Source organism: Tsukamurella paurometabola DSM 20162 (genome assembly GCF_000092225.1).
Classification (GTDB): domain Bacteria; phylum Actinomycetota; class Actinomycetes; order Mycobacteriales; family Mycobacteriaceae; genus Tsukamurella; species Tsukamurella paurometabola.
In genome coordinates, this window is sequence record NC_014158.1 from 2393001 (window position 1) to 2418697 (window position 25697).

Annotated in this window: 29 protein-coding genes and 1 riboswitch; of the genes, 21 read left to right on the top strand and 8 right to left on the bottom strand. The window is 68.8% G+C overall.

The annotated features are described in order from the left end of the window. Positions 1-31: 31 nt before the first annotated feature. Both TPAU_RS11500 and TPAU_RS11505 read right to left on the bottom strand, forming a co-directional pair. Positions 32-838, bottom strand: coding sequence for an HAD family hydrolase (locus TPAU_RS11500; protein WP_013126926.1), 807 nt, complete (start codon positions 836-838; stop codon positions 32-34). Positions 839-866: 28 nt separating this feature from the next. Then, the gene (locus TPAU_RS11505; RefSeq protein ID WP_013126927.1) at positions 867-1301 is read right to left on the bottom strand and encodes a type II toxin-antitoxin system Rv0910 family toxin; all 435 of its coding nucleotides are present in this window, start codon (positions 1299-1301) and stop codon (positions 867-869) included. A gap of 78 nt (positions 1302-1379) precedes the next feature. On the opposite strand from TPAU_RS11505, the gene TPAU_RS11510 reads away from it, so the two are divergent. Then, positions 1380-2237, top strand: coding sequence for a DMT family transporter (locus tag TPAU_RS11510; protein ID WP_013126928.1), 858 nt, complete (start codon positions 1380-1382; stop codon positions 2235-2237). Positions 2238-2248: 11 nt separating this feature from the next. Continuing rightward, a complete protein-coding gene (locus TPAU_RS11515; RefSeq protein ID WP_013126929.1) occupies positions 2249-2770 on the top strand; it encodes a DUF1990 domain-containing protein in 522 nt (173 codons plus the stop codon). Here TPAU_RS11515 and TPAU_RS11520 read toward each other — a convergent pair. Beyond that, complete coding sequence (locus TPAU_RS11520) at positions 2767-3216, bottom strand: acyl-CoA thioesterase (RefSeq protein WP_013126930.1); 450 nt, start codon at positions 3214-3216, stop codon at positions 2767-2769. The two genes, TPAU_RS11515 and TPAU_RS11520, sit on opposite strands and share 4 nt — an antisense overlap. A gap of 50 nt (positions 3217-3266) precedes the next feature. Here TPAU_RS11520 and modA point away from each other — a divergent pair, with 50 nt between their 5' ends. From modA to TPAU_RS11535, 3 genes are read left to right on the top strand one after another with little or no spacing between them, the layout of a single operon-like run. Then, positions 3267-4034 carry a molybdate ABC transporter substrate-binding protein gene (modA, locus tag TPAU_RS22705; RefSeq protein ID WP_013126931.1) on the top strand — a complete coding sequence of 256 codons (768 nt, stop codon included), beginning with the start codon at positions 3267-3269 and terminating at the stop codon, positions 4032-4034. Next, the gene (locus TPAU_RS22710) at positions 4031-4804 is read left to right on the top strand and encodes an ABC transporter permease (protein WP_013126932.1); all 774 of its coding nucleotides are present in this window, start codon (positions 4031-4033) and stop codon (positions 4802-4804) included. The genes modA and TPAU_RS22710 overlap by 4 nt, the downstream gene beginning before the upstream one ends. Beyond that, positions 4801-5808: a sulfate/molybdate ABC transporter ATP-binding protein gene (locus TPAU_RS11535; protein WP_013126933.1), complete on the top strand. Its 1008-nt coding sequence runs from the start codon at positions 4801-4803 to the stop codon at positions 5806-5808. The genes TPAU_RS22710 and TPAU_RS11535 overlap by 4 nt, the downstream gene beginning before the upstream one ends. Here the strand turns inward: TPAU_RS11535 and TPAU_RS11540 are convergent. Both TPAU_RS11540 and TPAU_RS23170 read right to left on the bottom strand, forming a co-directional pair. Then, positions 5783-6535, bottom strand: a complete 753-nt coding sequence (locus tag TPAU_RS11540; protein ID WP_013126934.1) for a PadR family transcriptional regulator — start codon at positions 6533-6535, stop codon at positions 5783-5785. The genes TPAU_RS11535 and TPAU_RS11540 overlap by 26 nt on opposite strands. Before the next feature lie 148 nt (positions 6536-6683). Beyond that, positions 6684-7556, bottom strand: coding sequence for a hypothetical protein (locus TPAU_RS23170; protein ID WP_013126935.1), 873 nt, complete (start codon positions 7554-7556; stop codon positions 6684-6686). Positions 7557-7721: 165 nt separating this feature from the next. Between TPAU_RS23170 and TPAU_RS23175 the strand changes: the two genes are divergently transcribed. Beyond that, complete coding sequence (locus TPAU_RS23175; protein WP_013126936.1) at positions 7722-8195, top strand: GNAT family N-acetyltransferase; 474 nt, start codon at positions 7722-7724, stop codon at positions 8193-8195. A 12-nt stretch (positions 8196-8207) separates the two neighbouring features. Here TPAU_RS23175 and TPAU_RS11555 read toward each other — a convergent pair whose 3' ends face one another. Beyond that, a complete protein-coding gene (locus TPAU_RS11555; protein ID WP_013126937.1) occupies positions 8208-9194 on the bottom strand; it encodes an EamA family transporter in 987 nt (328 codons plus the stop codon). Between the two features lie 85 nt (positions 9195-9279). Between TPAU_RS11555 and TPAU_RS11560 the strand changes: the two genes are divergently transcribed. Next, on the top strand, positions 9280-9849 hold the full coding sequence (locus tag TPAU_RS11560) for a CGNR zinc finger domain-containing protein (protein ID WP_013126938.1): 570 nt from the start codon (positions 9280-9282) through the stop codon (positions 9847-9849). A 76-nt stretch (positions 9850-9925) separates the two neighbouring features. Beyond that, complete coding sequence (locus TPAU_RS11565) at positions 9926-11377, top strand: NAD(P)/FAD-dependent oxidoreductase (protein ID WP_013126939.1); 1452 nt, start codon at positions 9926-9928, stop codon at positions 11375-11377. Between the two features lie 69 nt (positions 11378-11446). On the opposite strand, the gene TPAU_RS11570 is transcribed toward TPAU_RS11565, so the two are convergent. Continuing rightward, positions 11447-11872, bottom strand: coding sequence for a PaaI family thioesterase (locus tag TPAU_RS11570; RefSeq protein ID WP_013126940.1), 426 nt, complete (start codon positions 11870-11872; stop codon positions 11447-11449). A gap of 98 nt (positions 11873-11970) precedes the next feature. Here TPAU_RS11570 and TPAU_RS11575 point away from each other — a divergent pair, with 98 nt between their 5' ends. The 12 genes from TPAU_RS11575 to TPAU_RS11630 all read left to right on the top strand — a co-directional run bounded on the left by TPAU_RS11575 (position 11971) and on the right by TPAU_RS11630 (position 23051). Beyond that, a complete protein-coding gene (locus tag TPAU_RS11575; RefSeq protein ID WP_013126941.1) occupies positions 11971-12201 on the top strand; it encodes a PspC domain-containing protein in 231 nt (76 codons plus the stop codon). A gap of 268 nt (positions 12202-12469) precedes the next feature. Further along, positions 12470-12859 carry a BlaI/MecI/CopY family transcriptional regulator gene (locus TPAU_RS11580; protein WP_013126942.1) on the top strand — a complete coding sequence of 130 codons (390 nt, stop codon included), beginning with the start codon at positions 12470-12472 and terminating at the stop codon, positions 12857-12859. A gap of 20 nt (positions 12860-12879) precedes the next feature. Further along, complete coding sequence (locus TPAU_RS11585) at positions 12880-13821, top strand: M56 family metallopeptidase (protein ID WP_013126943.1); 942 nt, start codon at positions 12880-12882, stop codon at positions 13819-13821. Between the two features lie 121 nt (positions 13822-13942). After that, entirely contained in the window at positions 13943-14383 is a 441-nt protein-coding gene (locus TPAU_RS11590; RefSeq protein ID WP_013126944.1) for a TM2 domain-containing protein, read from the top strand. 34 nt (positions 14384-14417) lie between these two features. Next, positions 14418-15857 (top strand): GMP reductase, encoded by a 1440-nt coding sequence (gene guaB1, locus TPAU_RS11595; protein ID WP_013126945.1) that lies wholly within the window; start codon positions 14418-14420, stop codon positions 15855-15857. A gap of 165 nt (positions 15858-16022) precedes the next feature. Then, positions 16023-17375, top strand: a complete 1353-nt coding sequence (locus TPAU_RS11600; RefSeq protein ID WP_013126946.1) for a hemolysin family protein — start codon at positions 16023-16025, stop codon at positions 17373-17375. Beyond that, positions 17368-18441 carry a hemolysin family protein gene (locus TPAU_RS11605; protein ID WP_013126947.1) on the top strand — a complete coding sequence of 358 codons (1074 nt, stop codon included), beginning with the start codon at positions 17368-17370 and terminating at the stop codon, positions 18439-18441. The genes TPAU_RS11600 and TPAU_RS11605 overlap by 8 nt, the downstream gene beginning before the upstream one ends. After that, entirely contained in the window at positions 18438-19328 is an 891-nt protein-coding gene (locus TPAU_RS11610) for a hypothetical protein (protein ID WP_013126948.1), read from the top strand. Before TPAU_RS11605 ends, TPAU_RS11610 begins: the two co-directional genes overlap by 4 nt. A 94-nt stretch (positions 19329-19422) precedes the next feature. After that, a complete protein-coding gene (locus TPAU_RS11615) occupies positions 19423-19944 on the top strand; it encodes a M23 family metallopeptidase (RefSeq protein ID WP_013126949.1) in 522 nt (173 codons plus the stop codon). A gap of 92 nt (positions 19945-20036) precedes the next feature. Further along, positions 20037-20162, top strand: a riboswitch (cobalamin riboswitch). 104 nt (positions 20163-20266) lie between these two features. Next, positions 20267-21238, top strand: coding sequence for a FecCD family ABC transporter permease (locus TPAU_RS11620; RefSeq protein WP_083773941.1), 972 nt, complete (start codon positions 20267-20269; stop codon positions 21236-21238). Position 21239: 1 nt separating this feature from the next. Then, positions 21240-22025: an ABC transporter ATP-binding protein gene (locus TPAU_RS11625; protein ID WP_013126951.1), complete on the top strand. Its 786-nt coding sequence runs from the start codon at positions 21240-21242 to the stop codon at positions 22023-22025. A gap of 9 nt (positions 22026-22034) precedes the next feature. Then, positions 22035-23051, top strand: a complete 1017-nt coding sequence (locus tag TPAU_RS11630; RefSeq protein ID WP_013126952.1) for an ABC transporter substrate-binding protein — start codon at positions 22035-22037, stop codon at positions 23049-23051. A 16-nt stretch (positions 23052-23067) separates the two neighbouring features. Here the strand turns inward: TPAU_RS11630 and TPAU_RS11635 are convergent, their stop codons facing one another. Beyond that, the gene (locus TPAU_RS11635; RefSeq protein ID WP_013126953.1) at positions 23068-23874 is read right to left on the bottom strand and encodes an LppX_LprAFG lipoprotein; all 807 of its coding nucleotides are present in this window, start codon (positions 23872-23874) and stop codon (positions 23068-23070) included. 242 nt (positions 23875-24116) lie between these two features. Between TPAU_RS11635 and TPAU_RS11640 the strand changes: the two genes are divergently transcribed. Beyond that, positions 24117-25682 carry a fatty acid desaturase gene (locus tag TPAU_RS11640; RefSeq protein ID WP_013126954.1) on the top strand — a complete coding sequence of 522 codons (1566 nt, stop codon included), beginning with the start codon at positions 24117-24119 and terminating at the stop codon, positions 25680-25682. Positions 25683-25697: the final 15 nt, after the last annotated feature.

The window sequence follows — 25697 nt, forward strand, 5'->3', positions numbered from 1 at the left end:
GGGGGTCCGACGTGGCGGCGCACCGGCACCGTCAGATCGCGGTCGTCAGCTCGCCGGGCACCGCCGCCAGCGTCCGGATCGACGGTGCGCGCTCCTCGCCGCCGATACCGGCGCGGTCGAGCCAGAGGGCGCGGAGCCCCGCGTCCCGCGCGGCGGCCACATCGTTGCCGTAGTGATCGCCGATCGCGATGCACTGGTGCGGCTCGGCGCCGATCAGTTCGCAGGCGTGCCGGAACACCGAGGGATCGGGTTTGCCGACACCGAGGGTGTCGGTGGTGACCACGTGCGGGAACCGGTCGGAGATCCCGAGCACCTGGAGTTTCATCCGGGTGGCCGGGGTCGACGAATTGGTCAGCAGTACCACCGCGATCCCCCAGTCCTCGGCAGCCTCGACGGCCGGTAACGCATCGGGGTACAGCCGCTGTGCGGCCGCGAAGGCGGGATCGTAGGCGCCGCAGAACCGGCGATAGCGGCGCGGCTCCCACAGCAGCCCGAGGTCCGTCGCGGCCGCAGCGATCCGTTGCTTGCGCATCTCGTGGAAACGGAGGACGCCCTCGGTGTAACCGGCGAAATAGCCATGCGGATCAGTGTGGAAGTGCGCAGCGAATTTCTCCCGTGTCGCGGTCGTCGAATCCGGCCATATCTCGAGGGCGGCGGCCTGCGCGGCCGCCCGTATCGCGGATTCGGTGTCGATCAGGGTGTCGTCGATGTCGAGGATCAGCCCGTCGCAGGGCCGCGGACCGTCGAGCCCGGCGCGCCGGCGTAGCCGCCGGACCCGGCCCGTACCCCAATCCACGCCCTGCCGGATCGCGGACCCGACCAGATCCGTGACGTCCACGCGCGCCCCCTCGACCGCAGACCGATGCCTACTGCACGAACAACTTCTGGAACTGGGCGAGCGACTGTTCGATGTCACCCTTGAGCGCTCGCGCCACGGTGATCCCGACCGGCCCGAAGAACGGGGCGCCACCGAGGTCGGCGCGCAGCGACATCCTGGTGCCCGCACCGGAGGGCGCGACCGTCACGGTGAGCTTGTACTTGGTGCCGGCCATGCCCTTACCGTCGAGCACCAGCTTGCGTGGCGGATCGTAGGTGGAGATGGTCCAGTCGACGCGATTGCGCATGCCCTTGACCTTGACCACCGAGCTGATCTTCTGCCCCGCCTCGAGCTGGTCGGGCAGTGGACTGCGATAGCCGTCGTGCACCGTCACCCATTCGGGCAACACATCCAGGTCGGCGGCCTTCGCCCACGCCTCGTCAGGCGGCAGCGGTACCTCGACGGTGCTCTCGACCTTCGCCACTGTCACTCCTTCGCATGCGGTTGTTGCACCGAACATAGCGTGTCGCGCCGGATCGCTGCACGAGCGTAGGTTCTTCCCGTGTCCGCCACCGCGTTGTCGATCGTCTTGGCCCTCGTCGCCGCCTTCCTGTTCGCATGCGGTTCCGCGGCCCAGCAGGCCGAGGCGGCGAGCATCGAGGAGGGCACCCCCCTGCTCACGCAGTTGCTGCGCAGACCGCGGTGGTGGCTGGGCCTCGCCGGTGATCTGGGTGGTTACGGTTTCCAGGCGGCCGCACTGGTCTTCGGTCCGGTGCTGGTGGTGCAACCGCTGATCGTTGCGGCATTGCTGTTCGCGCTGCCGGTCTCGGCCGCGCTCAACCGGACCCGGGTCACGCGTCGCGAATGGGTGTACGCGGCAGTGCTGGCCGGGGCGCTGGCACTGTTCCTCATCGCGGGCCGGCCCACCGACGGGGTACCCGACGCGCCGGGCGCCAACTGGCTTCCGGCTCTCTCGGTGGTGGGTGTGCTGACACTGACTGCCACCGGCATCGGGCTGGTGCGGTCGCTCCCCGGAACGGCACGAGCCCTCGCCTTCGGTACCGCATCCGGCCTCCTGTTCGGCGTGGCCACCGTGTTGACCAAACCGGTGCTCACCTCCTACGAGCATGCCGACGTGATCGCGAACACGATCCGGCTGCTGTCCGACTGGCGGCTGTGGCTGCTGGCCGGGGCCGGACTCGGCGCGATGTACCTGCAGCAGAGGGCTTTCCAGCCGGCGCCGATCTCGGCCTCACTGCCGGCGATCACCCTCGCGGAGCCGCTGTGCGCCGCGGCGCTCGGCGCTGCGGTGCTCGGGGAATCGGTGACGATGACCGGATTCTCCGGCGTGATCGTGGTGGCGTCGGCGGTGACCGGTGCGTACGCCGCGGCCCGGCTGGCTCGACGCGAGGCGGGGTAGGTTCGGCGGGTATGACGGACTTCGCGGTATGGGAACGGGCTCCCTTCACCTATCCCGAGGTGGGAAGCACGCGGCCCGGGTCTGCGCCCCCTCCGGATGCGCACGCGATCCGGGCTCAGCGGGTGGTCGGGCACGGACCCGAGGACTTCGCCGCGGTCCGCGACGAGATCCTGCAGTACGGCATGCAGCGAGGCGCGGGGATGCGGGTACGCGCCAGCACACCTGCCGCACACGAGGGCACAGTCCTGTTGCTGAGTGCGACCTTCCTCGGTCCGATCACGATCCCCTGCCGGGTGATCTACGTGCTCGACGAGCCGCGTCGCGCCGGGTTCGCCTACGGCACGCTGCCCGGGCACCCGGAGAGCGGCGAAGAACTGTTCAGCGTGGAACTGCGGCCCGACGACGCGGTGGTCGCAGTGATCTCCGCGTTCTCCCGGCCCGGCCGGTGGTACACCCGTCTCGGTGCGCCGGCCGGGCGCCTGGTGCAGGCCGTGATGACCCGGCGGTACCTGTCCGCGGTCGAGCAGCGCTAGGCGGTGGCACCCTCGGTGCGGCGGCGTCGGAAGGGCACCGGCTCGCCCTGCAGCTCGGTGAGCACCGCACGCATCGCGTCGGGAATCGGAACGGGACGGCCGGAAGCGGCACCGTCGACCACCACCATGGATGTCTCGGCGTAGGCGGCCACCGCACCCTCCGGGGTGTAGACGGTGTAGCCGATATCGAAACCCGATCCGCCGATCCGGGTCACGCACATGGCGATCCTGGCCGGTTCGTGTGAGTAGAGCAGCGGCTGCGCGTAGTCGATCTCCTGGTGCGCGACGAACATCGTCGCCTTCTGCGTGCCCGCGCTCAGCGCCCGTTCGGTGAGGAAGCGGATTCGCGCCTCCTCCAGTACGCGCAGCATCGACACATTGTTCACATGCTGCAACGCATCCATATCGGACCAGCGCAGTGCGACCGTCACCTCATGATTCGCCATGAAGATATTGTCGTGCACGGACACCGACACCCCTCACACCGGGAGATGCGATGCGCACCACACGCCTGACCGCTGCCGTTCTGCTCATCGCCTCGGTGTCGGCGTGCTCGACGTCCGGCACCGGCGCCTCTCCCGATCCCGCCGACGGCGGCACCGTGACCGTGTACGCGGCGGCCAGCCTGCAAGCCACGTTCGAGAAGCTGGCGAAGGAATTCTCCGCGAGGTATCCGGGGAGCACGGTGAAATTCTCGTTCGGCGGCTCCTCCGGACTGCTGACCCAGCTCACCCAGGGCGCCCCCGCCGATGTCTTCGCCACGGCGGACACCCCCACGATGGACCGTGCGCGGGCGGCGTCGCTGATCGACGAGGCCCAGCCCTTCGCCACCAACGTGCTCACCATCGCCACCGCTGTCGGGAACCCGAAGGGCATCGGTTCGCTCACCGACCTGAGCCGCTCCGATCTGTCGGTGGTGGTGTGCGCCAAGCCTGTTCCGTGCGGCGCCGCGACCGCGAAGGTGACCGAGGCGGCGGGTGTCACGCTGCGGCCGGTGAGCGAGGAGGACGCCGTGTCGGGCGTGCTGTCGAAGGTGCGGCTCGGCCAGGCCGACGCCGGCCTCGTGTACCGCACCGATGTCAAGGGCGCGAGCGATTCGGTCGATTCAGTCGACTTTCCGCAGGCCGAGAGCGCGGTGAACGTGTACCCGATCGGCGTGCTGACCGGTGCGAAGAACCCGGCCGGGGCGAAGGACTTCGTGGGCTTCGTCCGCGGCCCCGAGGGGCGCGCGGCCCTGACCGCGGCGGGTTTCGGGACGCCGTGACCTCGGTCCCCCGGTGGGTGGCGGTACCGGCCGCGCTCGGTGCCGCGTTCGTCGTGATCCCCCTCATCGCCGTGGTGACGAAGGTGGACTGGCCACGGTTCGGTGCGCTGGTCACCTCGCCCGACGCGCGGCAGGCACTGTTGTTGTCGCTGCAGACCTCGCTCGCCGCGACGGCCCTGTGCCTCGTGCTGGGCGTGCCGCTCGGCGTGATCCTCGCCCGCGGCCGCTCCCGCCTGGTCGGAGCGCTGCGTCCGGTGGTGCTGCTGCCGCTGGTGCTGCCGCCGGTGGTAGGCGGCATCGCGTTGCTCTACGCCTTCGGGCGGCGTGGGCTGCTCGGGCAGATCGGTGGCATCGGCGGCCACATCGCGTTCACCACCGTGGCGGTGGTGCTGGCGCAGGCCTTCGTCGCACTCCCCTTCCTGGTGCTCGCCGTCGAAGGCGCACTGCGCACTCTGGGCACCGAGTACGAGCGCACGGCCGCGACGCTGGGTGCATCGCCGTCGATCGTGCTGCGCCGGGTGACATTGCCCTTGGTGCTGCCTGCAGTCGCCTCGGGCGTGGTTCTCACCTTCGCCCGAGCTCTCGGCGAGTTCGGGGCCACGCTCACCTTCGCGGGTTCACTGGCCGGGACCACGCGCACCCTGCCGCTGGAGATATACCTGCGCAATGAGACCGATCCGCAAGCCGCGGTAGCACTGTCACTGGTTCTGCTCGTGGTGGCCGCAGTGATCGTGGCCGGGGTGTACGGGGTGCGGGGGTGGCGCCGGTGAGCCTGCACGCCGAAGTCGTGGCGGGCGCGCGCGGCGTCGACGCCACGCTTGTGGTGGAGCGCGGGTGCACCGTCGCGCTGCTGGGCCCGAACGGGACCGGGAAGTCGACGATCGCCGATGCGATCGCCGGCCTGCTCCGGCCGGACGCGGGGCGGATCACCGTCGACGGGACCGAGTTGTTCGGACCCGGTCGATGGGTTCCGCCGCACCGGCGGCCGGTCGCACTGCTGGGCCAGTCGGCGCGGTTGTTCCCGCATCTGAGCGTGCGGGCGAACGTGGCGTTCGCACCGCGTAGTGCGGGCATGAGTCGACGGACGGCGAACGCGGCCGCGGACCGGTGGCTGGCGGCGGTGGGCGCCACCGCGTTCGCGGAGCGGCGGCCGGATGAGCTGAGCGGCGGACAGGCCCAGCGAGTGGCGCTGGCGCGGGCGCTCGCCGCCGAGCCGTCGGTACTACTCCTCGACGAGCCGCTCTCGGCCCTCGACGTCTCGGCGCGGTCCACCATGCGCACCCTGCTGCGGGAGGTGTTGGGCGATCTGACCTGCGTGCTGATCACCCATGACGCCACCGATGTCGTGGCACTCGCCGACGAAGCGGCGGTCCTCGACGGCGGACGGATCGTGGAGCGCAAGCCCGCAGCGGATCTGCTGCTCTCCCCCACCACACCGTTCGCGGCGCGCCTGGCCGGGATGAACCTGCTGCCGGAGGGCGACGGGGCGTGGGTCTTCGGTCCCGACGCCCTGTCCGTCTCCGGACCGCAGACCTCCACAGGCACCGGCGACGGTGCCGGACTGGCCGGCACCGTCATGGAGGTGACTGTGGTGGGTGGGCGGTGCCGGGTGACCAGCGCCGTGCGGGTGGACGGTGCAGGGGCACCGACCGTGTTGGTGGCGGAGCTTCCCGCGGACCGGCACCGCGAGCTGCACCCGGGCGACCGGGTACGACTGCGGCCGGATGCGGCGCGGGTCCGCCGGGTGGCTACGCCTGCTCCGGTACGTCCGTAGCGGACTCGCCGCCGGTCGTGGGCGGCGTCCGGTCCACGCCGGCGAGCAGCAGATAGATTTGCTTGATCGCGTCGCCGAGGATGGCGTCGACCGCGGCGATCTGCTCGCCGCCGCCGGTGCGTCCGACGCGCCGGGTGACCTCGTGCAGCTCGTGCAGGGTGTCGCGGAGATGACCGCGCTCCTCGGAGCCGCCGGCGAACCCGGCGAACGGATCGTTATCGGCGAGCGACTCGGTGACGTACTCACGGCCGGCATCGGTGAGGGTCGCGACCTTACGGCCGTTCTCCCGCTCGATGCTGATCAGGCCCTCGTCCTCGAGCTGGCTCAGGGTCGGGTAGATCGCGCCGGGGCTCGGCTTCCAGGCGCCCGCGGTCCGCTCCTCGATCGAGGAGACGATCTGGTAGCCGTGCATGGGTTCGGACTCCAGGAGCTTGAGGACGGCGATCCGGACATCGCCGCGCTGGACGCCGCGCCGGCCGCGACCCCGTCCTCGCCCTCGTCCGGGACCGCCGTGGCCGCCCGGACCGAAACCTTCGGGACCGAAGCCGGGTCCGCCCGGCCCACCGGGACCGAAACCACCCGGACCGAAGCCGCCGGGACCGAAGCCCCGGCCTCGGCCCGCACCGCGACCGTGACCCTCGCCCCGGCCGTGATCCGCACCGTCGGCGGGGAATTCGCCGTGCCGGAAACGGTTGCTGGAACGCTCATCGTGCATGTGCCTACGCATGGTGGCACTCCTTTCGGTAGGGGGTGGCACGAACGGCCACCCGATGCACTAACGATATATCGTGAGCGTTCTTATGGCAACCCCTCGGAACGCAGACATCCCCGCCCGGATGTCCGGACGGGGATGTCGTGCGATCAGTCTGCGCAGGTCAGGCCTTGACGGAATCGATCCTTTCGATCACCTTGCGGGCGAAGACGCCCACACCGTCGGCGACTCGGTCGAGGTGCAGATTCGACTGAACCACCTGCAGCTCGAGAATGACGGGGGTGTCGTCCGCGGTACGAATCAGGTCGACCCGCACGTACAGCGGCGGATTCGCCGGATCGATCGGCTTGAGCGCCGCATCGGCCAGTGCACGCTCGGCCGCCGTGGGCTCGGCATCGACGACGACCTCGATCGGTCGCCCATCGGCAGACTCGCCGGCGATCTCGGCGCTGAGGTCGCGCCCGAATGCATGGCTGAACTCCCCACCCAGGTACACGAGCGACACCCCCTCGGCGGAGCCGGTGTACGGCGAGACCATGACGGTATTGCCACCCGACTTGATCTCCTCGAGTTTGGCGCGACTGGCCTCGGCATCGCCGGGCCCGTACCGGAAGGCCTCATTGAGGCCACCGCTGATCGACGGCCGGACCAGGTGGTCGACACCGAGGTAGTCGTGGTCGAGGGTCGCGTCGTGGACCGTGATGAACTCGGTCGGAACGATGGGCAGGCCCTCGGACTCGTAGTCACGCAGGTACCGCTTATCCGCGTACCAGCGCACCAGCGGCTCGGGGTTGAGCACCAGCGACTGCGACGCGGCGCGCCACGCCCAGCCGAGGAAGTCGTCGTAGCGCTGGGCGTAATCCCAGACGTCCGTGAGGACGACCGCGTCGAACTGCTCCCAGTCGACGGCGGAATCGGTCCACACCGCGGCCTCGGCCTCGTGGCCCGCTGCCTTCAACGCGGCCTGGATCCCCTGACCGCTGGCATCGAGATCGGGCTGCGCGGCGGAAGTAGCAAGAGCGATTCGGTAGGTCACGCCGGACAGTATTGCAGCCGCCGGGGCCCGCGCGCCGCGACACCCGCCCGAAGTCCGGCACGTGCGGGCCGACCCGGGATAGGCTTGCCGTCTGCAAACCCCCACCCCGCGAGGCGTGTGGAGTCCGCCGCGCCACCGCGCCGTCGAGGAAGGTTCGTCAGCCACGTGAAGGCCCCGTTGGACGTGCACATCGAGACGGCTCGACTGCACCTGTCCCCCGCCTCCGACGGCCGGTTCCACATCGTCGACCGTCACTCGCGGCGCACGGTCGGGCGGATCGCGCTGCGCGCCTCCCGCCACAGCCGCGTCCGCGGACTCGAGCTGAGTTACTCGGTCGCGAGCGCGCACCGTCGACGGGGATTCTGCGGCGAGGCGGCCAGGGCCCTGGTGGACCACGCCTTCGCGCACGGCATCACACCCCGGATCTACGCCTCGACGGCGTGGTCCAACGTCGCCTCACGGCGCATTCTGGCGGCGCTCGGGATGCACCAGCGCGATATCGCGATGCTGGACTGGGAGTCGCTGGCCGGCGATGTCGATCCCCACGAGTCCGACCTCACGCCGTACGCGCGAGTCGAATACGAGATGCTGCACTGGGATTGGCACCAGCGGCGGCTCGACACCCGGCTCACCTCCTGAGCCGGTGCCCGGTCAGGACAGCGGGATCGAGGCGGCCGCGGCCGGCTCCAGAGGACCGATGTCCTGCGGCGCGCGCGTGCGCTCCCCCTGCTTGACCATGAGCACACCGACCACGATGGCGACGGCGCCCGCGATCTGCAGCGGAGTCAGCGATTCGCCCAGCATGAGCCACGCCACCACACCCGCACCGATCACCTCGGAGAATCCGAGGAACGAGGCGAGCGTCGGACCGACCATGTTGATCGCGATGATGCCGGCGACGTACGCCAGCCCGGTCGCGATCGCGCCGATCACGACGGCGGGTACCCACCAGGGCACCGTGCCGAGGTTGCCCAGCACCACCGGCACCGTGGTCATCCGCACGGGTGTGAGCCCCGCCAGGGACGTGAGCGAGAGCGTCACGGCGCCGACCACCAGACCGCCCACGGCGAGCGCCAATTGGTCGACGGTCTGCTTGTCGGTACCCGCGTCATCGGCTGCGGTGCCGTCCTCGGCCAGTAGGAAGTACGCCGCCAGCCCGATCAGCGACAGGATCGCCCAGGCCAGGCCGGTGGGGCTCACCATCGCACCACCCGACGCCGCGCCGACCACGGCCACCAGACCGACGACCGCGATCGCCGCCCCGATCGTGGTACGCAGCGACGGCCGCCTACCGAACCGGCCCCACAGATACAGCAGCACCAGCAGGGGCGCCGAGAACTCGATGAGCAATGCCACCGTCACCGACATGTGCGCGATCGCGTTGAAGTACGCCAGCTGTACGGCCACCACCGCGAGCAGCCCGTACGCGAGCACGGTGAACGGTGCGCGGCGCAGGGTGAGCAGCCGGTCGCGCCCGAAGAAGAGCATCGGGATGAGAGTGACCAGCGCGGCGATCCACAGGCGCACCAGGACGACGCCGGCCGGACTCCAGCCGGCGGCGAGCAGGGGTTTGCCGAAGGGACCCGACATGGCGAATGCGAATCCCGAAATCAGCGCGACAGCGATACCGCGGCCCATGGTGTCACCTCCGGTAAGTGCGATCCTGTAAGGAGTCAAATGAAGTACGATGATTACGTTAGCCGAGGTAGCTGTAAGGAGTCAAATGCAATTCGCACATGACACGGAGCCCTCGCTGGTCATGGCCGCCGACCTCGCCAACTCCGACTACGACGGGCACGACCGTCTCGGAACCGTCGCCGCGATCCGGGAGTACCTGCGCGCGCACGAGTTCACCGGATGGAGCGGCGCGGGCTCCGCCGATGTCGAACCGATCCACGCCCTGCGCGCCGATCTGGTCCGCGTCTGGGCGGCACACGACCCCGCCGACGTGGCGCACATCGTCAACGAGATGCTCGCGCAGTCCCCACAGCAGCCGCGGCTCACCAAACACGGGAGCTGGGACTGGCACCTGCACTTCACCCCGGACGATGCGCCGATCCCGGTGCGCATGCGCGCGGAGTTCGCGATGGCCCTGGTCGACCTGGTGCGCAGCGGCAACGTCGACCGACTCAAGGTCTGCGCCGCGGACGACTGTGATCGAGTCCTCGTCGACCTGTCCCGCAATCGCTCGCGCCGGTTCTGCAGCGAGGGGAACTGCGGCAATCGCACACACGTCGCCGCGTACCGCGAACGTCAGGCGTCGAGTTCTGGCGGGCGCCGCGACGAGCCGTGAGTGGAGGTCTACCGTAGGGGGTGCACAGGGCCGGAACCACCGGCATCTCATCCCCAGCGCAGGAGCGAGAAGAGTAATGAGCGAGGGAACGCACCGCCATAAGGTGGTCGTCATCGGTTCCGGTTTCGGTGGCCTGTTCGGCACCAAGGCCCTCAAGCGCGCGGACGTCGACGTGACCGTGATCGCGAAGACCCAGCACCACCTATTCCAGCCACTGCTCTACCAGGTGGCAACGGGAATCCTGTCCGAGGGCGAGATCGCTCCGGCCAGCCGGGTGGTGCTGCGCAAGCAGAAGAACGCCCAGGTCCTGCTGGGCGAGGTCACCGACATCGACCTGGAGAACCGCACCGTCACCAGTCACCTGCTGGACCGGGTCACCGTGACGCCGTTCGACAGCCTGATCGTGGCCGCCGGCGCCAATCAGTCCTACTTCGGCAACGACCGGTTCGCCGAGTTCGCTCCGGGTATGAAGACCATCGACGACGCCCTCGAACTCCGCGGCCGGATCCTCGGCGCGTTCGAGCAGGCGGAACTGTCGCACGATCACGACGAGCGCGAGCGGCTGCTCACCTTCGTCGTGATCGGAGCGGGGCCCACCGGCGTGGAGCTGGCCGGGCAGATCGCGGAGATGTCGGACAACACTCTCAAGGGCGCATTCCGCAATATCGATCCCACGGAAGCGCGGGTCATCCTGCTCGACGCCGCGCCGGCCGTACTGCCCCCGATGGGCGAGAAGCTGGGCAACGCCGCGGCCGATCGGCTGCGCAAGATGGGCGTCGAGATCCAGCTCAACGCGATGGTGGTCGACGTCGACGCCGACGGTCTGGTGGTGAAGGAGAAGGACGGCACCGAGCGCCGGATCGAGGCGCAGTGCAAGGTGTGGTCGGCCGGTGTCTCCGCCAGCCCGCTGGGCAAGATCATCGCCGAACAGTCGGGCGCCGAGGTCGACCGCGCGGGCCGCGTGAAGGTGCTCCCCGATCTCACGGTCCCCGGGAATCCGAACGTCTTCGTCGTCGGCGACATGATGGCGGTCGACGGTGTTCCCGGAATGGCGCAGGGCGCGATCCAGGGTTCGACCTACGCCGCCAAGGCGATCAAGGCCGGTCTGGCCGGACAGAGCCCCGCGGATCGCAAGCCCTTCAAATACTTCGACAAGGGCTCGATGGCCACGGTCTCGCGCGCCAGCGCGGTGGCGAAGGTCGGCAAGCTCGAGTTCAGCGGGTTCTTCGCCTGGCTGGGCTGGCTGGCACTGCACCTGTGGTACATCGTCGGATACCAGAACCGCGTGATCACCCTGACCTCGTGGGGCGTCACGTTCCTCACCAACAAGCGCGGTCAGATGACGATCACCGAGCAGCAGGTGTACGCGCGCACGGCGCTGGACGCGCTGCAGAACAGCGGCACCAAGGTGATCCCGCCGGTGCACACCAGCTCGCCCGCTGCGCTCTCGGCACCACAGGCCGCCGCCGCGGCCGCGCAACCGACCGCCCCGAAGCCCGAGGCCGAGAAGGCGGAGAAGGCCGGCTGACCGGTTGTCGCCGCCGACGGTGCGCGCTCACCCCTCGGGGCGGGCGCGCACCGTCGTCTTCGGAGCGGGTCAGCCCTCGATGTTCTGCAGGCGGACCTGTCCGCGGGCGATGAGCTTGCCGTCGTCTCCGCCGATCTCCACCAGCCACAGTTGCTGGCGACGGCCCCGATGGATCGGAGTGCTGCGGATCGAGAGGGTTCCGCTGGCCACGGCACGCAGGAAATCGGTGTTGTTGTTGACACCGACCACGTGTCCCGTGCCGCCCAGCCAGACCACACCCGAGACGCTGGCGACCGACTCGACGATCGAGCAGTAGACCCCGCCGTGAGTGATACCGAAGGGCTGGTGCAACTCCGGGCGCAGGGTGAGCGTCGCGGTGACACCGTCCGGGGTGACCGCGGTGTATTCGAGTCCCAGGATCGTGTCGAATCCGGCGGCTCCGCGCTCCAGGATGGAGTCGATGACCTGTTGCTGTCCTGCAGTGGGTTGCGTCATGGAGACACCCTATTCGCCGGCCGGCACAGCGAATGTCCGGGTGCGCGTCGGGGTAGACCCCGATGCGGGGAGCGTGCTCGGCGCGGCACTGTGGAGACATGACGCAGAACCTGAACTTCGACCCCACTCCCTACACCTCCCCGCAGGCACCCAAGCGGTTCGCGCGAGACCTGCAGAACAACTGGATCGGCGGTGTGTGCTCGGGCATCGCCCGCTACTTCGGCGTCCAACCCGCACTGGTGCGCGTGTTGTTCGTGGCGTCCTGCCTGTTGCCCGGCCCGCAGTTCCTGGTCTACCTGCTGCTGTGGCTCGTCATGCCGAAGGGCTGACGCGGCGAATGCGGGCACGCGACACGGCCCGGAGAGAGTGATCGGCGGGCCCCACGCTCAGCCTTCGTGGGACCCGCCGTCGCACAGACCGGGCGTGACAACTGCAGCCCTCAGTTCGCAACACGGTCTGATGTGGATCACTCGTCGCTCTCGGCGACATCCATCACTCTAGGGCAGGCTCGCCTAACTAAGCAAGCCCTAATGTCCGTGATGTGGGTTACGACACGCCGTCGTAGCGATCCAGGCCATCACGAGTAGAATCTGAACAATGGCGGCATTGGGAGATCTTGAGCGCGCGGTCATGGATCACCTCTGGGCATCCACCGAACCGCAGACCGTGCGACAGGTGCACGAGTCGCTCGCGGCCGACCGCGAACTCGCATACACCACGGTCATGACGGTGCTGCAGCGCCTCGCGAAGAAGAAGCTGGTCAGTCAACTCCGCACCGATCGCGCACACCGGTACGCCGCGACTTTCGGCCGCGAGGAACTCGTGGCCGACCTCATGTTCGACGCACTGGCGCAGGCCGACAGCTCACGGGAAGCGGCGCTCGTGCACTTCGTCGAGCGTGTCGGTGCCGACGAGGCACAGGCCCTGCGCCGCGCCCTCGCCAAGCTCGAGGCCGATCAAGCGGCCGACGGTCGCACCCACCCCTGACGAGCCGATAGGCTCGTGTGATGGCGGCGATCCTCTTCGGCTTGCTGGCCCTGTTACTCGCGGGGCCGGTGCCGCTGTGGCTCTCCAAGGCGAGCTGGCCGGTCCGGGCCCCCCGCGCTGCGCTGGTGCTCTGGCAGGCGATCGCTCTGGCCGCCGTCCTCTCCGCGTTCAGCGCCGGCCTCGCCATTGCGAGCCGCCTGCTCGTGCTGGGTCCCGACGGCCGCCCGACCACCAATCCGATCGATGAGATCCGGCAGCTCGGCATCGTGCCGTGGACGGTCTCGGTCATCGCCTTCGCGTTCACCCTGGTCATCGGCGCTCGACTGATCACCTCCACCGTCAAGCTCGCGATCCGCACCCGTCGGCGCCGGGCCAGGCACCGCACCGTCGTCGACATCCTCAGCCAGGCGGTCGACGGCGACCACCCCGTCTCGGCCGCCGACCTGCGCATCCTCGGCGTGGACGAGCCCCTCGCCTACTGTCTGCCCGGGCTGCGGCACCGCGTGGTGGTCAGCGAGGGAACGCTGAACCAGCTCAGCCACGACGAGCTCACCGCGGTGTTGGCGCACGAACGGGCCCACCTGCGCTCACGGCACGATCTCGTGCTGGAGGCCTTCACCGCCGTACACCATGCCTTCCCTCGCGGCGTGCGGTCTTCGGCCGCCCTGGACTCCGTGGAATTGTTGGTCGAGCTCCTCGCGGACGATAAAGCCGTGGCCGCGGCCGGTCCGCTCCCTCTCGCCAATGCCCTGGTCACGTGCGCCAAGAGCCCCGCACCGCGGGGTGCGCTCGCGGTCGGATCGACCGGCACGGTGGTCCGCGTGGAGCGACTGTCCGAACCGGCCGCCGGCGCCCTGTTCAACGCGGGGATCTATCTGACCGCCGGATTGGTCCTGGTGATCCCCACGGTCGCGGTCGCGGTGCCGTGGCTCACCGAGCTGTACCGCCTGTTCACCCACTGACGCGGGCCGCAGGTGGCAGGGACGGCCACTAGTTCGTGACGGGTCCCGGTGCGAACTCCGGCCGAGCGTCACGGGAACCGGTACGCTGAGCCGACATTCATCGGGGGATGAGGGGAACAGCGTGACCGATCCGTATTTCCATCAGCCGGGAGACCGACTGCCGCAGCTGCCGCAGGCATATCAGCCGGGATACGGCCCGGTACCCGGACCGCAGGGATACCTTCAACCTCATCCGGGGCTCCCGCCCTTTCCCGGCTACGGCCAGCTCTCCGCAGTTCCGGTTTCGGACAAGTCGAAGGTCGCGGCAGGCCTGCTCCAACTGTTCCTCGGTGGGTACGGCGCCGGACGGTTCTACATCGGGTCGGTGGCCATCGCCGTTGTTCAGCTGCTCTGCAACCTCGCCGGATGGTTCTTCTTCCTGGTCGGATTCGTCACGTTCGGCATCGGCAGCGTCGTCGCCTTCTTCATCTGGTTCGTGCTCGGCCTCTGGACGTTCATCGACGCCATCCTCATGTTCACGGGCAGCGTCAAGGACGGTCAGGGGCGTCCCCTGCGGTCGTGACGGGCACCACGCCGCGCGGGTAGAATGGCGACACGTGCACTTCCTCGCTGATGATCGCCCGCCGTACGACCTCACCTACGACGACGTCTTCCTGGTTCCCAACCGCTCCGATGTGACCTCTCGGTTCGATGTCGATCTCTCGTCGGTGGACGGCACCGGCACCACGATTCCCATCGTCGTCGCCAACATGACCGCGGTCGCGGGCCGGCGGATGGCGGAGACGGTGGCCCGTCGCGGCGGCATCGTCGTGCTCCCCCAGGACCTTCCGTTGGAGGCCGCGGCGGAGACCATCTCCTACGTCAAGAGCCGCGATCTGGTCGCCGATACACCGGTGACGCTCGGCCCCGACGATTCGGTGAGCGACGCGGTCGCCCTGTTGCCCAAGCGGGCCCACGGGGCGGTCGTGGTCCTCGATCACGCCGAACGGCCGCTGGGCCTGGTCACCACCGCCGCATGCGAGGGCGTCGACCGGTTCGCCCGCCTGCGCGATGTGATGACCGAGGTCTTCGTCACCGCGCCCGCGGGCACCGACCCGCGCACCGTCTTCGACCTGCTCGACGGCGCCCACACTGATCTCGCGGTCCTGGTCGAGACCGACGGTCGCCTGCACGGCGTGCTCACCCGCACCGGCACCGTCCGCGCCGGGATCTACACCCCCGCCGTCGACGCGAACGGCGGTTTGCGGATCGCCGCGGCCGTCGGGATCAACGGCGACGTGGCGGCCAAGGCCCGCGCCCTGGCGGAGGCCGGAGCCGATGTACTCGTCGTCGACACCGCCCATGGGCACCAGGCCAAGATGTTCGATGCCCTCGAGGCGGTCGCCGCCCTCGACCTGGGACTGCCGCTGGCCGCCGGGAACGTGGTCTCCGCCGCGGGCGCCCGCGACCTGGTCAACGCGGGCGCGACGATCGTCAAGGTGGGAGTCGGGCCCGGCGCCATGTGCACCACCCGAATGATGACCGGGGTGGGTCGCCCGCAGTTCAGCGCCGTCGAGGATTGCTCCGTGGCCGCCCGCGAACTCGGTGCCCATGTTTGGGCGGACGGCGGCGTGCGGCACCCCCGCGACGTGGCACTGGCGCTGGCCGCAGGCGCGTCGAACGTCATGATCGGCTCCTGGTTCGCCGGCACCTACGAGTCACCCGGTGATATGAAGTTCGCCACCGACGGCTCCGCCTACAAGGAGAGCTTCGGCATGGCCTCCAAGCGTGCCGTGGCCGCCCGCACCCAGGGTGAGAGCGCGTTCGACCGGGCCCGCAAGTCGCTGTTCGAGGAGGGCATCTCGAGTTCGCGGATCCATGTCGATCCCGAGGCGCCGAGCGTTGAGGATCTGTTGGACCGAATCACCTCGGGTGTGCGCAGCTCGTGCACCTATGCCGGTGCTCGCACGCTGCCGGAGCTGCACGAACGGGCCACCCTGGGCGTACAGAGCGCCGCCGGATTCGCCGAGGGTCGGCCACTGCCCGGCGGTTGGTGACGCAATCTGTTCGATCACCTCGGTAGACTGCTCGCAGCTGTGATCATCGATGGGGATGGAAAGGGACATTGAAGGTCCGAAGACCCGGCAGGCGCCGCCGACGACGAGCCGCCACGCCGATGCCGACGTGGCGAGCCCGCACCGCGACCATGACCCGAGGCGGCGATGTCTAGCACGCTGATCACGATCGCTGCGGTCGTCGGATTCCTCGCGCTCACGTTGGGCACCGCACTGTTCGTGGCGGCCGAGTTCTCACTGACCGCCCTCGAGAAGTCGACTATCGACGCCGATGTCCGCGACCGGGGTGACCGCCGGTCGAAACAGGTGCAGAGTGCGCACCGCACCCTGTCGTTCCAGCTGTCCGGCGCCCAGCTCGGCATCACCATCACCACGCTGGTGACCGGATACCTCGCCGAACCGGTGTTGTCGAAGTTCCTGCGCCCGGCGCTGGAATGGACCGGTATGCCCGGCGTCTGGTCGTCGGCCCTGACGCTGATCCTGGCGCTGGTGATCGCGACCTCGCTGTCGATGGTGCTCGGCGAGCTGGCGCCGAAGAACCTCGCCATCGCCCGGCCCCTGAACACCGCCCGCCTGACCGCCGGTGCGCAGGCGGCGTTCTCCACGGTCTTCCGCTGGGCGATCACCTTCCTCAATACGACGGCCAACCGATTGGTGCGCCGGCTTGGCATCGAACCCGCCGAGGAGCTGAGCTCGGCGCGGTCCGCACAGGAATTGAGCGCGCTGGTCCGCAATTCCGCGGCACAGGGCGCGATCGATGAGATGACGGCCGAACTGGTGGGCCGCTCGCTGGAGTTCGGTGAGCTCACCGCCGAGGAGCTGATGACCCCGCGACAGCGGGTGCACTCGGTGGGGGTCGACGACACGGTGGCGGATCTGGTGGCGCTGGCGATCGACTCGGGGCATTCGCGGTTCCCGGTGATCCGCGGCGACCTCGACGACACCGTGGGCTTCATTCACGTCAAGCAGGCCCTGACCGTGGCCGCGGACCGTCGCGCGTCCACCACCGTGGGCTCGATCGCCACGGCACCCCCGGTGGTCCCGGCGGCGCTGGACGGCGACGCACTGATGGAGCAGCTGCGGGCGAACGGCCTGCAAATGGCGCTGGTCGTGGACGAGTACGGCGGCTCCGCGGGGATCGTCACGGTGGAGGATCTGATCGAGGAGATCGTCGGCGACGTGCGCGACGAGCACGACGACAACGAGCCGGTCGACGTGCAGCGCACCGACACCGGCTACCTGTGCGCAGGCCTGCTCCGCATCGACGAACTCGAACGCGATACCGGGTACCGCGCACCGGAGGGCGACTACGACACTCTCGGTGGCCTGGTGATGTTCCTGCTGGGCCGGATCCCTGAGGTGGGTGATCAGACCGAGCTGCCGCCGCATCGTGTGGAGGACGACGAATCCGGTACCGATCGCAGCTGGATCGCGCGGGTGGCCCGGATGGACGGCCGCCGCGTCGACCTCGTCGAGTTGGTGGAGGTGACCGATGAATGACCTCCTGGCCGTCGGCCTCACCGTGCTGTTGCTCGCCGCCAATGCGTTCTTCGTGGCTGCCGAGTTCGCGCTCATCGCCGCCCGCCGCGACCGGCTCGAGGCGCTGGTCGACCAGGGGCGCGACAGCGCCCGAGCGGTGATCAAGGCCTCGGAGAACCTCTCGCTCATGCTGGCGGCCTGCCAGCTCGGCATCACCATCTGCTCGATCCTGCTGGGCAAGGTGGGTGAACCCGCCATCGCTCATCTGTTGGAGAAGCCGATGGAGTGGGCGAACGTGCCGGAGGCGCTGCTGCATCCGATCTCGTTCACCATCTCGCTCAGCCTGGTGGTGGTGCTGCACATCCTGCTCGGCGAGATGGTGCCGAAGAACATCGCACTGGCCGGCCCGGAGTCGGCGGCCATGTTGCTGGTTCCGCCGCTCGTCGCCTTCTCGAAGCTGATGCGCCCGGTGATCGCGGTGTACAACTGGCTCGCGACGCTGGTGCTGCGTGCATTGGGCGTGGAACCTCGCGACGAATTGGAGGGCACGATCTCGGCGGGCGAACTGTCCGAGCTCATCGCCGAATCGCACGACGAGGGCCTGATCGACGCGGAGGAACAGCTGCGACTTACCCGCGCGCTCCAGACCTCGCGACGCACCGTCGCCGATGTGGCGATCCCGCTCGCGCAGATCCGCGGGCTGCAGGCCGTTGCGGGGCCGGGTGGCACCTACGGACCCACCCTCGGCGATATCGAATCCGCTGTCGCCGAGACGGGCTTCTCGCGGTACCCGGTGCGCAGCCGAGGCGGCGCTTTCACGGGCTACCTGCACGTCAAGGATGTCTTGCCCGACATCATGGACGCCTCGGTCGGGCCGGACACCGTGATCGGCGCCGGCCGCATCCGACCGCTCCCGGTGGTCGACGGCGCGCTCTCGCTGGACCAGGCCACCTCGCATCTGCGTCGTCTCGGTGGGCATCTCGCCGCCGTCGCCGACGATCACGGTCGCACGATCGGCATCGTCGCCCTGGAGGACGTGGTCGAGGAGTTCGTGGGCACCGTGCGCGATGGAACGCACCGGGTGTGAGTTCCGCACCGAACCCCACAGTCCTCACCGATGCGCAGTGGCTCCCCCGGGCCGCCGCGCACCGCGATCGGCTCGGACCGTTCGTCCAGGCACATCGTGAGCGTGCGCGACGCGGCGAGAAGCATCCCGTGTGGGACTTCCTGTTCACCTATTACGGGCACCGTCCGGCGCAGCTGTTGCGCTGGCATCCGGGACTCGGGACGGCCCTGGAGGGTCAGGCCGCGGCGGAGCAGTTCGACGGATCGCGGGGCTACCGGGTCTCCGGGACGCGGGTGATGCTGGATCCGGCGGTGCTCGCCAAGCGTGCCGACACCGCCGCCTATGTGGCGCGCCTGCTGGCGGCCACCGCAGCGCGGCGCCCGGTGTTCGGTTGTTTCGGACTGCACGAGTGGGCGATGGTCTACCGCGAAGCGGACCAGGCAAGGCACCCCGTACCGCTGCGCCTCGGCCCGGAGGGCACCGACGAGGTGGTGCGGGCGGGGCAGCTCACCTGCACCCACTATGACGCGTTCCGGTTCTTCACCCCGGAGGCGGCGCCGCGCAACGCGACCGAGCTCACCCGCGAGGGGCAGATCGGCTCCGAGCAGCCCGGCTGCCTGCACGCCGGGATGGACTTGTACAAGTGGGCGTTCAAACTGGCGCCCGGCGTACCGTCGGACCTGGTGGCGGATGCCTTCGAGCTGGCACGGGACGCCCGCGAACTGGACATGATGGCGAGCCCGTACGACCTCGTCGCCTACGGCTTCGCGCCGATCGCGATCGAGACGGCCCCGGGTCGCCGGGAGTACGTGCGTCGGCAGGCCGAGTTGGCGCAGCGCGCAGCCCCGATCCGCGAACGCCTGCTCGCGGTCGTCCGCGCCTGGCCGGGTGCCGACACGTCCGCGTAGACCGAGCGTTGACTTCGCAGTGGTGACATACTCGCGCTGAACGTGAGCGTTGCTCACGGTCGGTTCCTTTCATGGACTCTCAGAGAGAAGACTCATGACAGATCGCCTCGAATCACCGGTACTACTGAGTCGACGACGGCTGCTCCTCGGTAGCGCGGTCGCCGCTGGCCTCGCCTCTGCCGGGGCCGCATTCACGCCGGCGGCGAACGCCGCGACCTACGTGCGTCCGATCCGCGATGCGGGTGCGCACCCGATCACCGCGCAATGGCGTCAGCCCGGCTCCTGGGCCGCCGGGTACCACACCGGCGTCGATATCGGCTGCCCCATCGGCACCCCGGTCTACGCCACCATCGGCGGTGATGTCCGCACCGGCCGGGCGAACTGGGGGTCCGCGTACGGGACGATGATCCTGATCAACGACAACGTCGACGGTTCGGACTGGGGTTACTGCCACTTGTCGCGGCGGGTGGTGAGCGATGGCCAGCGCGTCGCGACCAACCAGCTGATCGGCTACTCCGGCAATACCGGTAACACCACGGGCCCGCACCTGCACCTGGAACGCCGTCCTCGGTACGGCGGATACGGATCGGATCTGAACCCCAATCTGTGGCCGTGACCCCCGGTCGAGGCCGCCTGCGGGTCCCGGCGCGCCGTCAGCCGACCGGCCGCCGGGGAACCCCGGCGGCGCTCACGCCCGATAGCGCCGCCTAGACTGCCCGCAGCGATGGTCCGCGCGCGAGAGCGCGTGGCGCAAGAGGGAACCCGGTGCGAATCCGGGGCTGCCCCGCAACGGTGTACTACCAGCCCGATACCTGCCACCGCGACCGCCCGGAGTGGGCGGTCACTCACGACCCGAGGGGAGTCGCGGAGTGCGGGTGGTTCCGTCGCGCCGTATCGCAGTGCTGCTCGTCGTCCTGCTGCTGGCGTTGCTCGGCGTGATGTGGCTGGGTGTGCTGTTGGGCACGGTGCACATTCCGTGGCGCGATTCCACTCGCTACCTGTGGGGTTTCGCCTCCGGTGGGGTCGTCCCGGCGGACCAGGCCACCGCCTACCGGATCGTCGCCGATTCCCGGATTCCCCGCGTACTCACCGCGGCAGTAGTGGGCGCGGGACTGAGCGCGATCGGCGTGGCGGTACAGGCGATGGTGCGCAACGCCCTCGCCGACCCGTATGTCCTGGGCATCTCCTCGGGTGCATCGGTGGGTGCCACCTCGGTGGCTCTGTTCGGTGTCCTCGGCACACTCGGCCTCTACGCCCTCCCTACCGCTGCCTTCTTCGGTGCACTCGCGGCGACGGCGCTGGTGTACCTCATCGCCTACCGCGGCGGCGGCCTGTCCCCGCTGCGCCTGGTACTCACGGGTACCGCTCTGGCGTACGGCTTCTCGGCGGCCACCACGGTGCTGGTGTTCCTCGCACCGCGCGGTGATGCCGCCCGCACCGTGATGTTCTGGTTGTTCGGCAGCCTCTCGTCGGCCACCTGGCGGACGACCGCGATGGTGACGGTGACGGTCGCCATCGGGCTCGTGGTACTGCGCGCCAACGCACGCCGTCTCAATGCCCTGGCGTTGGGCGACGAGGTCGCGATCTCGATGGGCCTGTCCGCGTCGGGTTTCCGTACCGCATTGTTCGTGGTGACCGCGGCGATGACCGGCATCGTCGTCTCGGTGTGCGGCGCCATCGGATTCGTCGGGCTGGTGGTGCCCCACGTGGCCAGGCTGATGGTGGGCGCGGACCATCGCCGAGTGCTGCTCGTCGCGCCCGCACTGGGCGCTGTGTTCCTGGTGCTCGCGGATATCGTCGCGCGCACCGCGGTACCACCGCAGGAGCTGCCCCTGGGGGCGATCACCGCCGCTGTCGGGGTACCCGTATTCATCGCGCTGATGCGGCGCCGCACCGTCGGAGGTGCGTAGCGTGCGGGTCGAGTACCACGGGGTCGATGTCGCGGTCGGCGGCGCACGGATCATCGCGGGCGTGAGCCTCACCGCCGAGTCCGGAGAATTCATCGGCGTGGTGGGCCCCAACGGCAGCGGCAAGTCGACACTGCTGCGATGCGCGTATCGGGTCCTCACGCCGAACGCCGGGACCGTCACCGTCGACGATGCCGACGTGACCGCGGTGAGTCTCGCCGAGAACGCGCGCCAAGTGGCGGCGGTGATGCAGCACGCGCCCTTCGACATCGGATTCACCGGCCGCGAGATCGTGGACACCGGTCGGCTGCCGCACCGGCGCCGCGGCGTGCCGCCCGCCGTGCACGAGGCCGCAGTCGACCGGGCGCTCACCGCGGCGGGCGCGGCGGCATTCGCTGACCGGCAGTTCGGCACCCTGTCGGGCGGGGAGGCGCAGCGGGTACTGATCGCGCGGGCGTTCGCACAGGAGCCCCGCGTCCTGGTACTCGACGAGCCGACCAACCACCTGGATGTCCGTCACCAGTTCGCTGTTCTCAGCGCCGCTCGTGCGCTCGGCGTCACCGTGATAGCGGTGCTGCACGACCTCAATCTTGCGGCGCAGTACTGTGACCGCCTCTACGTACTCGATCACGGTGCCCTCGCGTGCTCCGGGACGCCCGACGAGATCCTCACTCCCCAGGTCATCGCGCGGCATTTCGGTATCGGGGTCCATGTGGTGCGGCATCCGCGCCTGCACGTCCCCCAGGTGATCTTCGACGAGACGTTCCACCCCGCTCCCCGAGGAAAGTAGGACAGATCCATGAACGGATTCCCCGTGCGGCCCGCCGCCGCGCTCGCCGCCGCGTTCCTTCTCGCCGGGTGCGGCGCGAAGGTCGAGGAGGCCGCGCCCCCGACGAGCGACGGGCCCGCCGCCACGGTCACCAACTGCGGTGCACCGCTGACGGTGTCGTCGCCGCCGAAGCGGGTGGTGGTCAACGACACCGGCAATGCCGAGCTGTTGTTCGCCCTGGGACTCACCGACCGGATCGCCGGCTACACCACGTACGACGGTAAGCACGTCGACTATCAGACCTCGCCGTGGAAGGCCGATTTCGATCGCGCCCCGAATCTGGGGACGGCGTTCACCCGCGAAGTGATTCAGGCGGCGAAGCCGGACCTGGTGTTCGGCGGGTGGAGTTACGGCTTCCAGGAGACCACCGGTGTGACACCGGACTGGATCCGGCAGATCGGTGCCGTGCCGTACCAGCTGACGGAGGCCTGCCGGCAACCCGGCGGCAAACAACGCGGGGTTATGCCGCCGCTGGACGCCCTGTTCACCGATCTGACCGACCTGAGCACGCTGTTCGGCGTACCCGAGCGCGGAGCGAAGCTGGTCGCCGACTATCGGGCGCGGATCGACGCGGCACGCGCCGCAGCTCCTACCGACCCGGCACGCCGGGCACGAGTCTTCGTCTTCGACAGCGGCTCCCAGGATCCGTTCACGTCAGGGCGCACCGGCACTCCGCAGGCGATCATCGAGTCGGCCGGGGCCGCGAACGTGTTCGGCGATCTCAACGATTCCTGGACCACGGCGTCGTGGGAGGCGGCCGCACAGCGCGATCCGCAGGTGATCATGATCGTCGATTACGGAACGGGGCCCGAGAACACACCGCAGGCGAAGGTCGAACAATTGCGGTCGCAGCCGCTGATGGCGGGAACCACCGCGGTACGGGAGGGCAACTTCATCACCCTCCCGTACGCAGCGCTGGTAGAGGGACCGCGCACCCCGGGCAGCGTGGAAACCCTCGCGAAGTACTTGCGTTCCAAGGGTTTCTGACCGCGGTCCGCGTTCGCTACGTCGCCGGCTTGGTGACCTCGACCTTCTTGCCGAAGTCGGTGAGGTTCAGGTCGATGGTGCCGTCCTTGAGGTTCACCTGGAACTTGGTGACATTCGGCTTCGGCTGCGGGTTCGCACCGGGATCGTCGACGATCCACAGTGTGATCGGCAGCGTGGTGCTGCCACCGCGGCGCGCGACCTCGGTGATCTGCGGCAGGATCGGGTCGAGCACCGTCGGGTCGACGGTGCCGGTGACCTTGACGGCCTTGAGCCCGTTGACACTCTCGCGTTTGTCGACCTTCGGGCTCTGCACCGACTCGACGACCTTGCCGAGGCCCTTGTCCATGTCGAGAATGACCGCGGGGTCGTACACACCCTTCTCTCCCGTCCGCCCCATCGACTGATACTTGGGTCCGCCGAGGTCGGCGTACAGCGTGCCGTCGATGACCACGAACTTGGTCTGCACGTAGTTCTCCTGGATGCGCACGTTCGCATCCCCCTTGGCGGCCACCTTCTTGGTGGCCTTGTCGGAGGTGATGTCTCCGTTGACGCTGGAGACCGGCAGGCCCTGGATGGCCTTGTCCACGGTGAGCACCAGGTGCTCGGAGTAGGTCTCGCGGGTGGCCTTAGCGGCTTCGGAGACGATGTCCGCCTGTGGCAGTCCATTCGCGTCGAGCGGTTTGGACGACGCTGATCCTGCCGCCGTGCTCGCCGTGGCGCTCCCCTCGCCACCTGCCTCGGACTTCTTGTCGGCACAACCGGTGAGTGCGACTGCACCGACCGCAAGCAGCGCGATCGCTGCACGAGACGTTTTCAGGCTCATGAGCCCCCCTTAGACATCGAATTTCAGGCGCCGTCATTCGACGCCCGGAGAAACATGGATTCCGGGTTTCCCTTGATCGAGTATGCATCATCGGTCGCAAAATCAAGAGTTCGATTCGATCGTCGAATCGGGAGGAATCGGACGTTAGAGGTGGGGCATTGGCCATCTTTTGGTGATCCATTAGTGGAAGGCGAAACAGTAACGAGTAACGCCAGGAAATCCGTCTGCCAGGAGGACGACGAGTGACAGAGAACCCCACCGTGCCGCCGCGGGAGGGCACACATGATCCGGGACCACGCGATCTCCAGCGCGCACGCCCGGCACCTCCGGCACACGCGAATGACCAGGACCAAAGGCGCGAAGTCCGGCCTGGACCGTCGCCCGGCGGCCCCGGCCCCGGCGGCGGACCACAGTTGTCCGATGTATGGGTTTACAAGGGGCGCGCGTACGACCTCTCGGAATGGATCACCAAGCATCCCGGCGGTGAATTCTTCATCGGCCGCTCCAAGAATCGGGATATCACGTCGATCATCGGGTCGTATCACAAGGACCCCGAGAAGATCGAGCGAATGCTGGAACGTTTCGCCTTGGACCGGGACGCACGAATCGAAGATGTGCATCCTAAGAACAATGCGCCGGCATTCTTGTTCAAAGACGATTTCGATAGCTGGCGCGATACGCCCCGATATCGCTTCGACGACCCGGACGATCTGCTGCATCGGGTCAAGAAGCGCCTGACCGATCCCGCGCTGGCCGCCCGTATCACCCGGATGGATCGCTGGTTCGACGCAGTCGCAGTCGCCCTCACCGTCGCCTATGTCGCGGTGATCGCCACCCGGCTGTCGCTGCCCGCGTGGATGCCCCTGCCGCTGTTCGTGATCGCCATGGTGGTCCTGCGCAGTTCGCTCGCCGGGTTCGGGCACTACGCCATTCACCGCGCACAGAAGGGCGCGAACAAGGTCCTGGTGAACGCCTTCGACATCAACTACGTGGCTCTGTCCTTCGTGACCGCCGACGGCCACGCGCTGCTCCATCATCCGCACACGCAGAGTGAAGTGGACATCAAGAAGAACGTGTTCACCATGATGATGGACATCCCCCGGTGGTACCGAGTGCCCATCCACACGCTCCACAAGTTCGGGCACACCGCGACCGGGATGACCGCCCGGCTGTTCGAGATCGTCAGGCTGACCCGCCAGGTGGGTGTGGCCGATATGTACGGTTCGCTGCGCGCCGCACTCCCGCACTTCGTCGGCGCCTTCGGCATGCGCGCACTGCTCATCGGCGAGTTCTTCCTGTTCCTGCTTCTCGGCGATGTCTGGGCGTGGGTCGCGCAGTTCGTCGCGGTGCTGTGGGTGAGCACCTTCCTGGTGGTCGCCAGTCACGACTTCGAGACCGACGTCGACCACCTGCCGGAGCCGGACACCGAGGACTGGGCGGTCAATCAGTTGCACCAGGCCTACGACCTCACGATCTCCGGTAACCGGTACGTCGACTGCTTCCTGTCGGCGGGACTGTCCAGCCACCGGGTGCACCACGTGCTGCCGTACCAGCGCAGCGGTTTCGCCAACATCGCCACCGAACAGGTGATGGCAGAGGAGGCGGCGACGTTCGGCGTGCACTGGCTGCCCGCACGCAGCTTCGTCTTCGACCGTCTGCCCGACCAGGTGCGCACGTTCCTGTTCTCGAAATCGCGCACGGCGCAGGCCGAGGGCTACGGGTTCTTCCGCGAGCACTTCTCACCGAAGGCCCTGCGCACCTCCGGTTCCTACGTCGTCGCAGGCTTCACCGGCATCGGCACCGTCTGATCGCCCTGCCCTCAG